Origin of the sequence: Pseudarthrobacter sp. N5, from assembly GCF_050157035.1 — a bacterium.
Classification (GTDB): Bacteria; Actinomycetota; Actinomycetes; order Actinomycetales; family Micrococcaceae; genus Arthrobacter.
This window is the reverse complement of sequence record NZ_CP189593.1, coordinates 1,176,732-1,189,611: the sequence shown is the minus strand read 5'-3', so window position 1 is coordinate 1,189,611 and position 12,880 is coordinate 1,176,732. Positions and strand designations below refer to the sequence as shown.

The following is a 12,880-nucleotide window of genomic DNA, read 5'->3' as shown; positions in this document are numbered from 1 at the left end:
TGTCTTGTCTGACGTCAATACTTTGTCCTGACAAATGCTTGGAAAGTGAGGACCCGTGACCATTTCAGAGCGCAGGCGGGCTGCCACGATCTTTGACGTCGCTGCTCTGGCGGGCGTTTCCAAATCCGTGGTGTCTCTTGTGCTGCGGGGCACCGGCTATGTCAGTGAGGCCAAGCGGATAGCCGTGCAACAGGCCGTGCGGGAACTCGCCTACCGCCCCAATGCGGCCGCCCGTGCACTCAGCGAATCCCGCAGCCGGACCGTCGGCGTTGTGCTTAATGACATGCGGAATCCGTGGTTCGTCAGTGCGGTGGAGGGACTCAATGCGCGACTGAACATCCACGGAATGCAGATGCTCATGGGCGATTACCGCTTGGACAGCCGGGGCGGGGAATCACTGCTTCAGAAACTGTTGGGAATGAACATCGACGGCCTGGTCCTTGTTGGGACCATGCCGGACAGTACCGGGCTGACGGCTGCCACCACGCAGGTTCCCACCATACTTCTGGGGGCTCCGGCTTTTCCGGGCGGCAACGTGACGGTCGTAAGCAACGACGACGTCGCCGGCGCCCGTCTGGTGACTGCCCACCTGATCTCGCTGGGCCACCGAAAGATCGCCCATGTGGGTGCCGCCAACACCGCGGTGGGGGCTGCCCGCAGCCGGGGCTACCAACTGGAGATGGTCGCCGCAGGCCTGGCCTGCTTCATCCGGACAGAACCGGGTGAGCTCACCGAGGAAGCCGGCTACCGGGCGGGCCTGAAGCTTTTGTCCGGGCCGGACCGGCCCACCGCCGTGTTTGCGGTGAACGACGTCGCGGCCCTCGGCGTAATGTCAGCCGCCGAGGAGCGTGGCCTGTCTGTGCCGGCGGATCTCTCCGTGGCCGGATACGACAACACTCCGCTGGCGAGGCTGCGCCGGATCAGCCTCACCAGCGTGGACACCGCAAGTTTCGCTGCCGGCGAGCGGGCAGCTGAACTGCTGGTGGCCCGCTTGACACCGGGATCTGCACACCCGGAATCACTAACGCGGGCCGACGTGCTGCTGCCGCCCGCTTTGGAAGTGCGGGGCAGCACCGGGGCGCCCGGACCCCAGCAGTAGATCGTCACGGAAACAGCCGGGACCCATGTTACCCGGGCTGTTTGCCGGTGGTTCCGGCCAGCTCGGCCTGTACTTCCTCGACCACCTCGCCGTGGCCACCCAGCTCCGCGAGCTCGTGGGCGAGCTCTGCCAGTTCGGCGCCGCCCGCCATCTGCGCGGTCAGCTCGTCCAGGGTGATGTCTTTCTTCTCGTAGTAGCCGATCGACTTGCCGCGCTTGAGCAACAGGAACCGGTCGCCCACGGGGAAGGCATGGTGCGGGTTGTGCGTGATGAAGACGACGCCGAGCCCGCGGTCGCGGGCCTGCAGGATGTACCGCAGCACCACACCGGACTGCTTCACGCCCAGGGCGGCGGTGGGCTCGTCCAGGATGAGGACCTTCGCACCGAAGTACACGGCCCGGGCGATCGCCACGCACTGGCGCTCACCGCCGGAGAGCTGGCCGATGGGCTGCTCCACGTCGCGGAGGTCGATGCCCATCTCGGCCAGTTCCTTCTTGGTGATGTCCTTCATCTTTTGGACATCCATGCTCTTGAACGGGCCGAAGCCGCTGATCAGCTCGGAGCCGAGGAAGAAGTTCCGCCAGATCGGCATCAGGGGGACCACGGCCAGGTCCTGGTAGACGGTGGCGATGCCGGCATCCAGCGCCTCGCGGGGGCTGTTGAGTTTCCGTTCCTCGCCCAGGATCTTGAAGGTTCCGGCGTCATGCTGGTGCAGGCCGGCGATGATCTTGATCAGGGTGGACTTCCCGGCACCGTTGTCACCCAGGACGCAGGTCACCCGGCCGTTGTCCACCGCCAGGGTCACATCACTCAGCGCGATGATGTTGCCGTAGTGCTTGCCGACTCCGTCGAGGGACAGCAGGTGCACCGGCGTGTGGGTCAGCGGGTCTTTTTCGTCCTTGAGCAGCGTTTGCTGGTCGATTTGTTTGGCGTTCATGAGTTCAGCCCCTTTACTTGAGTTCCGCGCGGCGCTTGACGATCAGGTTGACGATGGTGGCCAGCAGCAGCATCAGGCCCAGGAAGAACTTGAACCAGTCCGGGTTCCACTGGGCGTAGACGATGCCCTTGTTGGCCATGCCGAAGATGAAGGCACCGATCGCCCCTCCCACGGCCGAGCCGTAGCCGCCCGTCAGCAGGCAGCCGCCGATCACTGCGGCGATGATGTAAAGGAATTCGTTGCCAACGCCTTCACCGGACTGTACGGAGTCGAAGGCGAACAGGTTGTGCATGCCCAGGATCCAGCCGCAGAAACCCACGCCCATGAACAGGCCGATCTTGGTCTTGGTCACCGGCACACCCACGGCGCGGGCCGCGTTGGAGTCACCGCCGACGGCGAAGATCCAGTTACCCACCCGGGTGCGCAGCAGCACCCACGAGGCCACAGCTACGAGCGCGATCCAGACAAAGACGGTGTTCTTGACGTCGACGCCCCCGATGGTCACCGAGGAAGCAAAAACGGCCTGGGCAGACTTGTACCCGTCCATCGTGGAAATCGACGGGGAGGATACCGAACCGCCGATCAGGCGGGTCAGTCCCAGGTTCATTCCGGTCAGCATCAGGAAGCTGGCCAGGGTGACGATGAAGCTGGGCAGCTTGGTCTTGATCAGGATCCAGCCGTTGATGAAGCCGATGGACAGCGAGACAACGAGCGCCAGTGCGACGCCGACCCACACATTGGTGCTGAAGTACCAGCTGAACATGGACGCCGTGAGGGCGGAGCTGATGACGGCCACACCGGTGGAGAGGTCGAACTCACCGCCGATCATCAGCAGCGATACTCCCACGGCCATGATGCCGATGGTTGAGCTGCCATAGAGGACGGTTGCGATGGCGTTGGGCTGGATGAAAGTCTGCGAGACGGCCGCGAAAAAGATAAACAGGACGATGGCTCCAACGAGCGCCCCAACCTCAGGACGGCCAAGCAGCTTTTGGAGCGGGTTGCGCGTTCCGACGCGTTCATCGGGCGCCGATGACTTTGTCTTTGTCTTTGTCTGGGTGATGGTCATGATAATTCTCCTTGCTGCCGGGCCGGCGTTAGCCGGCCCGGCCAGCGGGCTGTTAGCGGATGCCTTCCTTGGCGAATTTGAGGACATCGGCCGCGTTTGATTTATCGACGATCGCGGGGCCGGTCAGAACGGGCTGGCCGCCGCCGATCTTGAAGCCGCCGCGCTTGTTCTGCCAGAGGGCATCAATGGCCCCATACCCCTGCAGCCATGGCTGCTGGTCCACGGTGAAGACGACCTTGCCGTCAATGATGGCCTGGTTCAGTTCACTGTTCAGGTCGAAGGACACCACCTTGATTTTGTCTTTCAGGTTCAGGGATTCCACGGCCTTGACCATGGTCAGGGTGAACGGAGCGCCCAGGCCGATGACCGCGTCGACCCCCGCAGCGCTCTGCAGCTTGGCGGTCACGGTGGAGGACACCTGGGTCATGTCCGTTCCCGGAACGTAGAGGATCTCGGTTCCGGGGACTTTCTCCTTGACACCGGCGCAGCGGGCTTCCAGCGACACGTTCCCCTGCTCGTGGATGACGCAGATGGGATGCTTAAGTCCGAGAGTATTAAGCTGGGAACCGACAGCTGCTCCGGCGACCTTTTCGTTGGACCCGAAGTGGGTGAAGGCACCCAGCTGCGCGGAGACGGATTCGCCGGCGTTGAGGCTGACCACCGGAATTCCGGCATCCGTGGCCTTCTTCAGCACGTCCTTGAGAGCGTCCGGCTTCGCGAGGGTAACGGCGATGCCGTCAACTTTCTGGTCGATGGCCTGCTGGATCAGCTGGGCCTGGCGGCCGCCTTCCGGATCCGAGGTGTAGAGCAACTCCACGTTGTCCTTCGCCGCGGCCTCTTCGGCGCCCCGGCGGACAATATCCCAGAAGGTGTCCCCGGGCCCGGCGTGGGTGACCATGGCGATCTTGATCCGGGGGGTGCTGGCGGCCTGTCCGCCTCCGCCGGCGTTGCCCGAGTCGGCCGGCTTGCCGCCGGTGCTGGAACACGCACTCAATGCCAGCATTGGAACAACGGCAGCCACCAGCGCCGCTTTCCGCCAAGAGAACTTCGTCACGATAAATCTCCTTTGATTTCGGGCCTTGGTTGCAGCCACATCGCTGCATTCCTTAAGCCTCCTATAGAGATCATGGTGACTCGGCTCACAATTGTCAATAGTTTGTCCTGACATTAGGATGTTTTCACCTAGCGCTGCCCACGGAGGGTTCAGGACACGGCAGTCCCCGGCTTACAAAAGCACAACCCGTCACCCTTTGCCGAAAGATTCCGTCCTGCTATCATCAACAAAAAGGCAGTATGTCCTATCAAGCGAACATATGCCGGACATCTGCTGGTAGCCCACATACTGCGGGCTTCCTTTGGAGCAAGGGAGAGCTCATTGGCGAATCAACTCAATCTCAGTATCGATCGCTCCTCACCTGTGCCCCTTTACCACCAGGTGGTCCAGGGCATCGAGGCCGCAATACATACCGGAGCTCTCACGCCTGGCAGCCGGCTGGACAACGAAATCGACCTTGCTGCGCAGCTGAACCTGTCACGCCCCACCATGCGAAAGGCCATGGATGAACTGGTCAGGTCCGGGCTACTGGTCCGGAAACGCGGCGTGGGCACCCAGGTTGTGTCCAGCCAGGTCCGGCGCCCGCTTGAACTCTCCAGCCTCTACGACGACCTCAGCAACAACGGCAGCAAGCCCACCACTGACGTGCTGAGCTTCTCCCACATTGAGGCCGATGCAGCCACTCTGGAGGCGCTTCACCTGGCTCCGGGGTCCAAGGTCTACCACTTCACCAGGCTGCGGAAAGTAGCCGGCAAGCCGCTGGCCCTCATGGAGAACTGGGTCCGGGACGACATCACCACCATTGACGAAGCGCTCCTGGGGGCCCAGGGGCTCTACGGGATTCTTCGCAAGGGCGGTGTCAACTTCCGGCTGGCCTCGCAGCGGATCGGCGCCATGGTGGCCAACGATTACCAGGCCCCCTTGCTTGAGACCGAAGTGGGTTCGGCGCTGGTCACCATGGAGCGGACCGCCGTGGATGACACCGGCCGCAATGTGGAGACGGGTCACCATGTCTATCGCGCGGATTCCTACAGTTTTGAAATGACGCTGGTCCAGCGCTGATTGCCGGACGCCCGCATGAAGACGTAGCGAACGCAGATGCCTACGCAGACACTGACCGAAAGAGAAAAATTCATGGCCGATTGGGTATACCCGCTGGGATCCGCTGCCGAAGGCAGCTGGGACGTTTCGCTCGGAACTGCAGACTCTGCCCTCCAGATGGACGGCTGGGCATACACCGGGCTGAAGGTGGCCACGCTGGCCGCCGGTGCCGCCGTCGAACTTCCCGCTGCCGGCGAGGAGCGGATCGTGATCCCGCTCAGCGGTGCCTTCACCGTCACCGTTGACGGCGAGGAATATCAGCTTGCCGGCCGTGCCGGCGTCTTCAGCGGCCCCAGTGATGTGCTGTATTCGGGTATCGGCAAGGCCGTCACTGTCAGCTCGCCCGACGGCGGGAGGGTAGCTATCGCTACTGCTCCGGCCCGGGCCTCGTACCCCACCCGGCTCATCACGTCCGCTGAAACACCCGTGGAACTGCGGGGCGCCGGCAACTGCTCACGCCAGGTCCACAACTTCGGCACCCCGGCTGCCCTTGAAGCCGACCGCTTCATCGTGTGTGAAGTCATCACCCCGGCCGGCAACTGGTCCTCGTATCCCCCACACAAGCATGATGAGGAAAAAGAGGGCGAAACGCATCTCGAGGAGATCTACTACTTCGAAACGCAGGTAGCCGCCGTGCCCGGCTCAGCAGGCCCCGCCGCGGATGCCGACGCGATCGGATACCAGCGGGTCTACGCCTCGGACGAGCGGCCCATCGATGTTTCCGCCGAGGTCCGCACCGGCGACGTGGTGCTCGTCCCTTATGGCTGGCACGGACCCGCCATGGCGGCGCCCGGCTACGACATGTACTACCTCAATGTCATGGCCGGGCCCGGCCGCGTTCGTGACTGGCTCATCAGTGACGACCCCCACCATGGCTGGGTCCGCCAGACTTGGGAAGGCCAGGACCTGGATCCCCGCCTGCCCTTCGGCTAGTCCGCTGGTCGGCTCTGGCTGCCTGCGTGACCGGAGGTCACCTGATAGTCCTCTACGACCCCGACGCGGACCCCCGCTGGTGGTGCACGTTCAGGAATCTCGTGTCGCTTGACCGAGACGGATCTGAACCATGGGTCGCCGACACCCCTCGGGGCATGCCGTCGAGGGTGCTGATCAGGTAGTGCCGGAAGCTGAGGCCAGGCACAGCAGCTCGGCGTCGCTCAGGGCCGGTTTCCGTCCCTGGATCCGGGCACACGACCAGCCCAGTACGGGCAGGACATGTTCATCGAGATAGACGTAAAGTGGGGTCAGGAGGGTGGTGCGGTCGGTTTTCACACACGCGGTTTAGCACCCTCCGTCTTCAATTAACATCTCCCACGCGGTCGGACTCGGTCATCTGGGTCGGGGGCCAATGGTGCGATCAGTCCTCAGCTCGCCGCCTTCTTCACGAGCGCGCCGATCCTTGCCTCGGCGGCGGCCGTCAACTCCGTCAGAGCGAAGGCGGTCGGCCACATGGCGCCCTCGTCGAGGTTCGCCGAGTCGCTGAAGCCGAGTGTCGCGTACCTGGTTTTGAACTTCTGCGCGCTTTGGAAGAAGCAGACTACCTTGCCGTCCTTGGCGTACGCGGGCATCCCGTACCAGAGTCTCGGCGAGAGGGCTGGCGCGCTGGCTTTGATGACAGCATGGAGCCGCTCGCCCATGGCGCGATCCGGTTCCGGCATCTCGGCGATCTTCGCGAGCACGGCGCTTTCCCCGTCCGCCTTGTCCGCGCGCGGGCCGCGGCGCGCAGCCGCCTTCAGCTCTTTGGCGCGCTCCTTCATCGCGCCTCGTTCCTCGTCCGTGAATCCCTCGATCTTCTTATCGCTAGCGGTGGTGCTCTTGGCGGAAGTTTGGGTGTCTTTCATTGCAGGTTCCTTTCTGCGCGATCTGATGCGAACGACCTTAGTCTTAATGTTAGGGAGCGTATTCGGTCAAGTCCTTCACGGCGGCACGACGGCGCGGCGCACTGCCAGAGCCCGGCCGCCATCGGTACTAGGCCCGGCCGTGCCCGCACTTCGGGCAGCGGAACCCGTCCGGCCAGCGGCAGACGGCGAGGTAGCGCGCGCAGGCGTCATCGTCCGTGAAGGTGAGCCGGAACTCGCGGAGCGTCTTCGGGAAGCCATGGCGGACCGTGCCCTGACGCTACATCTAGTGGTCTGCTGAGACAACGGGAGAAGCACTAGTCCGCTTGGCCTTCGCCTGAGCGGTAGTCTTCCTAGCCGTTGAATCCACCCGGGTGCGGGCCGGTACGTCCGTCCCGCCCGAGGCCATCGATTGCCGCCGCAGCGGTCAGCCTGGTGAACATGATGGCGATGGCACCGGCCTTCTTGGTGGGGGCCACCATGTCAGCAGCCACCACCGCACCGATGCCGAAGAACGCACCGTGGGCCAGGGCGGCGACGATCCGGCCGATCATCATCATCCAGTAATCCGGAGCCAGGGCCGAGATGAGGTTGCCGGCAATGAACAACACCAGGAGCACAGCCAGTACGGGCTTGCGCTCGAGCCGCGTCACCGCCGCGGTGAGCACCAGTGCGCCCACCACAACGGCGAGTGCGTATCCGGAGATCAGCCAGCCGGCCGTGGCCTCGCTGACTTGGAAGTCCGCGGTCACTTCGGGCAGGAGGCCCATGATGACGAACTCTGTGAGTCCGATGCCGAAGCCGCCGAGGGCGAGGGCGAGGGCTATCAGACCAATAGGCATGGAACGCTCCGTCAAAACTATACGAAATGATGTATGACGCGTAAGCTAGTAGTTGCAGACGCGTTATTTATTGTTGCACAAGCAGTTACAGCGCGCAAGCAACTAAATATTGGATGTGTCCCGTTTCATAGTGGTTGTCACGGCTGCCGGGCACGCTGGAGGAGGAAACAGGTTATGGGCATCAAGGACGACGCCGTTGAAGTGCGGGCACAAGGCTGGCGGACGCTCGCGTCGCTGCATGGCCTGATCGAAGGGGAGCTGGAAAGATCGCTGCAGGCTGGAGCGCAGCTGTCCGTGGTGGAGTACACCGTGCTGGATGCGCTCAGCCGGCAGGACGGCTGGCATATGCGTATGCAGCAGCTGGCCCGCGCCACCGCGCTGAGCCCAAGCGCGACCACCCGCTTGGTGAACCGGCTCGAAGACCGGGCGCTCCTCACCCGGATTCTCTGTGCCGACGATCGCCGTGGCATCTACACGGAACTGACTGCAGCCGGCGTCAAGCTGCTGGAAGAGGTCCGCCCCATCCACGACTCGACGCTGGAACGGGCCCTCGGCGAAGCGCAGGATGTCCCGGAACTCGCGCCGCTGGTGGCCGCACTTCCGAAGCTGCACGCCACAGTCTAGGCGCGTTGCCAAGGCCCGGCATCAGTGCCGCTGCATCAGTGCCCGGCATCAGTACCCGACGGGGATGTTAAAGCGAGTTACGACGTCGATCTTGGACACCTCCGTGCCATCGTGCCCGGCCAATGCCCCGTGGGCCTGCATGATAATCCGGCAGCATTTCCGGACGTCGTACCGGAAATCATGGTGCAGCACGGCATTGAGCCGCCCGGCCCTCAGCAGCTCAATATTGTCCGGGTAAAGATCATGGCCGATGAACACTGCCGGCGCTCTCCCTGCGGCATGGAAGGCCGCCACAATCCCTTTGTTTCCGCCGCCGATCGAGTAGACCGCGGACAGCGAAGGGTCTGTGTCGAGCAGCGTCCCCAGCAGATCCCGTACGGTCGCATCAAGACCGTCACTCCCCGGCAGGTACTCCACCCGCCGGGCCACGGCCATGGACCGCATGGCTCCCCGGAATCCCATTTCGCGCTCCTCCTCACCGCGGAAGAAATCGTTGCTGACCGTAACAGCCACTGACCCCGGCGATCCCCCCAGCCACTGGCTGATCAGATAGGCGGCAGTCGCGCCCGCGGCACGGTTGTCCATGCCGACGTAGGCGGTCCGGCGGCTTGCCGGCAGGTCCGTCACGAGGGTGACCACGGGGATGCCGGCCTGGGCAAGCCGGTCCACGGCAGCCGAAATTTCGGGAACATCCGGGGCCTTGAGAATCACGCCCTGGCTTCCGCGGACAAGGATCCGGTCCAGTTCAGCCACGCAGGCCGCGGCGTTCCAGCGCTCATGCAGCTGGAAGCGGGCACGGAAGACCGCCGGGGCAAGCAGCGGAAGCTCCGTCTCGAGGGCTTTCCGGACTTCGCGTTGGAACCGCTCCGGCGCATCAACGACGACGTCGATCATGAACCGCCGCCCGCTCAGTGCCAGCTGTGCTCCCTGAGCCTCCAGATCCTTGATGGCCTGCCGTACCTGGGCGGCGGTACTGTGCCGTACGCCGCCACGGCCATGCAGCACGCGATCCACCGTGGCATCGCTGACCCCGGCCTGGCGCGCTATCTCGCGGACGGAAAAAAGCCGGCTCATCGTCTCTCCTGATGTATTTCTGATGGGTTTCTGATGGATATTACTCTTGTCTTCGCTCTGCCGCCTCAACCAAACTGTTAGCAAGCCAAACAGTTCAGCAGTTCAGCAGTCTCGAAGAGGAGAAAGCAGCCATGACCGCCGTTCCCGCCGCGAAGCACGCTTCCTGTCCGCCTTCCCATCCAGGGCCCTCCCGTCAGCCCCCTTCCCGTCAGTGGTTCAGCACCGCCAGCTGCGCCCTGGATGACTTCATTGCCGTTGTCGGCAAAGAGACGAGGTTGGAGGACTATGCCTATGCGGACGCCGTGGAAAGCAACGTCCTGATCTATGGCAACCGTGTCCGCGGTTACCTCGGGTCGTCTGAGGAGCGGGCTGATGTCCAGGCCGAATTGATCCGGGCGCTCACCACCGGCCCGGGCATCGTGGTCTTCAAGGGCGCCTTCCAGGACACCGCCGTCGTGGACCGCGCCACGCATGCTTTCAACGAGCTCATCGAAGCCCAAAAGGCCAACGGCGTGGCCGGCGGCGATCACTTTGCCAAGCCCGGTGCCAATGACCGCGTCTGGGGTGCGCTGGACAAGCTCGCGCTCAGCAACCCTGCCGTCTATTCCGAGTACTACGCCAACGACGTCCTGGCCCTCATTTCCGAGGCCTGGCTCGGACCCAACTACCAGGTCACATCGCAAATCAACGTGGTCAACCCTGGCGGCAAGGCGCAGACCTCCCACCGGGATTACCATCTGGGCTTTATGTCCAGCGAAGAGGCGCAGCGCTACCCGGCGCACATCCATCTGCTGTCCCCTGCCCTGACGCTGCAGGGCGCTGTGGCGCAGTGCGACATGCCGCTGGAGTCCGGCCCCACCCTCTACCTTCCGCACTCCCACAAATACGACGCCGGGTACATCGGCTTCCATGACCCGGAGTTCACGGCCTACTTCCAGCAGAACCACGTCCAGCTGCCGCTTGAAAAGGGCGACGCCGCCTTCTTCAATCCTGCCGTTTTCCATGGCGCGGGAACCAACAGGTCCGCAGGCATCCGCCGGATGGCCAACCTGCTGCAGGTCTCCTCGGCTTTCGGCCGCGCCATGGAATCCGTGGACCGCACCGCGATATCCAGGGCCATCTACCCCGAGCTCCAAAAACTGCAGGAAGCCGGCGCCGGCGAGCGCATGCTGCGCAACGTAATTGCGGTGTCAGCGGAGGGCTACAGCTTTCCCACCAACCTGGACCGCGACCAGCCGATCGGCGGCATGGCACCGGAAGCCCAGGCCGAGCTCCTCTGGAAGGCGCTTGACTCCGGGATGTCGGCAGCCGATTTAGAAACTGAACTGGAATCCCAGCAGCGGCGCCGGCTGACGGAAGGAAACTGACCCATGGTTGCCACGGAAAAATTGCGCGTCGCACTGTTCGGATCCGGCCGGATCGGCCGGGTCCATGCGGCGAACCTCGGGCAGCACCCGGGCGTTGACCTCGTGTGGATTGCCGACCCGTTTATCGCCGGGGCACAGGAACTGGCCGCCCTGTATGGGGCCCGGGCCACGGCGTCGGGCGCGGAAGTTTTTGCGGATGGCTCGCTGGACGCCGTCGTGGTCTGCTCCCCTACCGACACGCACGTGGAACTGATTCGCTCCGCCGCCGAACACCGGCTGGCGGTTCTGTGCGAAAAACCCGTGGATCTGGATCTGGAGCGGGCCCGGCAGTGCCGGAACAGCCTGAAGGATCAGGCGTCCGACGGCGGTCCGACGGTCATGCTCGGCTTCAACCGCCGCTTTGACCCGGCTTTCGCCAGCGTCCGCGAGCGCGTGGAGGCAGGGGAAATCGGTACGCTTGAGCAGCTCACCATCATCAGCCGCGATCCGGCACCGGCCCCGGAGGCGTACATCCGGAGCTCGGGCGGCATCTTCCGGGACATGAGCATCCATGATCTGGACATGGCCAGGTTCTTTGTGCCGGACATCGTGGAGGTCACGGCCCACGGCTCCACTGTCTTCTGCGACTACATCAGGGACGCCGGCGACTACGATTCCGCCGTCGTCACGCTGCGCGGCAGGGGCGGTGAGCTGGTGACTATCACGAACTCCCGGCACAGTGCCTACGGTTACGACCAGCGGCTGGAGGCCTTCGGCAGCGCGGGGATGCTGCAGGCGGGCAATATTTCACCCAACACCGTCCGCAAGTACGCGGCCGACGCCGTCGAGCAGGGCGTTCCCTACGAGCCGTTCTTCCTGGAGCGCTACTCGGCCGCCTACCGTCTGGAACTTGACCACTTCGTCAGCGCGGTCCGGTCCGGCGGCAGCTGCAGGCCGGGCATCGATGACGGCGTGGCCGCCCTGGTGCTGGCCGAGGCCGCCGGAGAATCGGCTGCCACCGGACGCACCGTTCCGGTGGATCTGGACGCTAACACTTTCGGGAAAAACACCAAAAGCACTATTGAAGGAGCGATCTGAGTGGGATTCGAGAAATTGCTTGACGGCAAGTATCTGCTGGTCAGCGGCGGCACCCAGGGCGTGGGTGCCGCCGTCGCGGGGGCCGCCGCGGCCCAGGGCGCCGCTGGCATCGCCATCACCGGCCGCAACGAAACCGCAGGCGCGGCCGTGGTTGCCGGGCTCGAAGCGCTGGGCAGCAAGGCGGTGTTCCTCACGGTGGACCTCACCCGGGCTGAACTGGCCGGGCGGACTGTGACAGACGCCGTCGCGCACTTTGGGCAGATCGACTGCGCCGTCAATGCTGCGGGCCTGACCACGCGCGGCACCATGCTGGACACGACGCCCGAGCTGCTGGAGGAGCACCTGAACGTGAACCTCAAGGCTCCCTTCTTCGTGATGCAGGAAACCATCCGGCATCTGAAGGAACGCGGTGCGCCCGGCGGCATCGTCAACATCATCACCATGTCCGCGCACGGCGGCCAGCCATACCTTGCCCCGTACGTGGCCTCCAAGGCCGGGCTGATCGGCCTGACCAAGAATGCAGCGCATGCCCACCGCTGGGACAGGATCCGGATCAACGGGCTCAACATCGGCTGGGCCGCCACCGAGGGTGAGGATTCCATCCAGCGCCGTTTCCACAATGCCGGGGATGACTGGCTGGAGAAAGCCAACGCCACGGTCCCCATGGGCAAGCTGGGGCAGCCGGACGAGATCGCGGACTTTGTGGTGTTCCTGCTCTCCGCCCGCAGCGGCGTGGTGACCGGCTCCGTCATCGACTGGGATCAGGCAATCCCCGGCGCCCATGACTGAGCGGACGCCCAT

Annotated in this window: 12 protein-coding genes and 3 pseudogenes; 7 read left to right on the top strand and 8 right to left on the bottom strand. The window is 64.0% G+C overall.

Annotation, left to right across the window (positions count from 1 at the left end):
* Window positions 1-55: 55 nt before the first annotated feature.
* Window positions 56-1,099 carry a LacI family DNA-binding transcriptional regulator gene (locus ACQCST_RS05925; RefSeq protein WP_426998380.1) on the top strand — a complete coding sequence of 348 codons (1,044 nt, stop codon included), beginning with the start codon at window positions 56-58 and terminating at the stop codon, window positions 1,097-1,099.
* A 28-nt stretch (window positions 1,100-1,127) separates the two neighbouring features.
* Here ACQCST_RS05925 and ACQCST_RS05920 read toward each other — a convergent pair whose 3' ends face one another.
* Genes ACQCST_RS05920 through ACQCST_RS05910 form a run of 3 tightly spaced genes read right to left on the bottom strand, consistent with a single transcriptional unit; the run spans window position 1,128 to window position 4,159 of the window.
* Window positions 1,128-2,036: an ATP-binding cassette domain-containing protein gene (locus tag ACQCST_RS05920; RefSeq protein ID WP_426998379.1), complete on the bottom strand. Its 909-nt coding sequence runs from the start codon at window positions 2,034-2,036 to the stop codon at window positions 1,128-1,130.
* 13 nt (window positions 2,037-2,049) lie between these two features.
* The gene (locus ACQCST_RS05915) at window positions 2,050-3,105 is read right to left on the bottom strand and encodes an ABC transporter permease (RefSeq protein WP_426998378.1); all 1,056 of its coding nucleotides are present in this window, start codon (window positions 3,103-3,105) and stop codon (window positions 2,050-2,052) included.
* Window positions 3,106-3,157: 52 nt separating this feature from the next.
* The gene (locus ACQCST_RS05910; protein WP_426998377.1) at window positions 3,158-4,159 is read right to left on the bottom strand and encodes a substrate-binding domain-containing protein; all 1,002 of its coding nucleotides are present in this window, start codon (window positions 4,157-4,159) and stop codon (window positions 3,158-3,160) included.
* 321 nt (window positions 4,160-4,480) lie between these two features.
* Here ACQCST_RS05910 and ACQCST_RS05905 point away from each other — a divergent pair, with 321 nt between their 5' ends.
* Window positions 4,481-5,221, top strand: a complete 741-nt coding sequence (locus ACQCST_RS05905; protein ID WP_426998376.1) for a GntR family transcriptional regulator — start codon at window positions 4,481-4,483, stop codon at window positions 5,219-5,221.
* A gap of 72 nt (window positions 5,222-5,293) precedes the next feature.
* Window positions 5,294-6,193: a 5-deoxy-glucuronate isomerase gene (gene iolB, locus ACQCST_RS05900; RefSeq protein WP_426999086.1), complete on the top strand. Its 900-nt coding sequence runs from the start codon at window positions 5,294-5,296 to the stop codon at window positions 6,191-6,193.
* Between the two features lie 189 nt (window positions 6,194-6,382).
* On the opposite strand, the pseudogene ACQCST_RS05895 reads toward iolB, so the two are convergent.
* The 4 genes and pseudogenes from ACQCST_RS05895 to ACQCST_RS05880 form a co-directional block, all read right to left on the bottom strand.
* Window positions 6,383-6,529, bottom strand: a pseudogene (locus ACQCST_RS05895) (IS982 family transposase); the annotation flags it as partial.
* A gap of 92 nt (window positions 6,530-6,621) precedes the next feature.
* Window positions 6,622-7,098 carry an iron chaperone gene (locus ACQCST_RS05890; RefSeq protein WP_426998375.1) on the bottom strand — a complete coding sequence of 159 codons (477 nt, stop codon included), beginning with the start codon at window positions 7,096-7,098 and terminating at the stop codon, window positions 6,622-6,624.
* A gap of 130 nt (window positions 7,099-7,228) precedes the next feature.
* A pseudogene (locus tag ACQCST_RS05885) lies at window positions 7,229-7,351 on the bottom strand (transposase); the annotation flags it as partial.
* Window positions 7,352-7,514: 163 nt separating this feature from the next.
* Window positions 7,515-7,937: pseudogene (locus tag ACQCST_RS05880) on the bottom strand (MFS transporter); the annotation flags it as partial.
* Window positions 7,938-8,111: 174 nt separating this feature from the next.
* Between ACQCST_RS05880 and ACQCST_RS05875 the strand changes: the two are divergent.
* Window positions 8,112-8,561, top strand: a complete 450-nt coding sequence (locus ACQCST_RS05875) for a MarR family winged helix-turn-helix transcriptional regulator (protein WP_426998374.1) — start codon at window positions 8,112-8,114, stop codon at window positions 8,559-8,561.
* A 48-nt stretch (window positions 8,562-8,609) separates the two neighbouring features.
* Here ACQCST_RS05875 and ACQCST_RS05870 read toward each other — a convergent pair whose 3' ends face one another.
* Entirely contained in the window at window positions 8,610-9,635 is a 1,026-nt protein-coding gene (locus ACQCST_RS05870) for a LacI family DNA-binding transcriptional regulator (protein WP_426998373.1), read from the bottom strand.
* 131 nt (window positions 9,636-9,766) lie between these two features.
* Between ACQCST_RS05870 and ACQCST_RS05865 the strand changes: the two genes are divergently transcribed.
* From ACQCST_RS05865 to ACQCST_RS05855, 3 genes are read left to right on the top strand one after another with little or no spacing between them, the layout of a single operon-like run.
* On the top strand, window positions 9,767-11,002 hold the full coding sequence (locus ACQCST_RS05865; RefSeq protein WP_426998372.1) for a phytanoyl-CoA dioxygenase family protein: 1,236 nt from the start codon (window positions 9,767-9,769) through the stop codon (window positions 11,000-11,002).
* Window positions 11,003-11,005: 3 nt separating this feature from the next.
* Window positions 11,006-12,079 carry an inositol 2-dehydrogenase gene (gene iolG, locus ACQCST_RS05860; RefSeq protein WP_426998371.1) on the top strand — a complete coding sequence of 358 codons (1,074 nt, stop codon included), beginning with the start codon at window positions 11,006-11,008 and terminating at the stop codon, window positions 12,077-12,079.
* Window positions 12,080-12,868, top strand: coding sequence for an SDR family oxidoreductase (locus ACQCST_RS05855; protein WP_426998370.1), 789 nt, complete (start codon window positions 12,080-12,082; stop codon window positions 12,866-12,868).
* Window positions 12,869-12,880 lie beyond the last annotated feature (12 nt).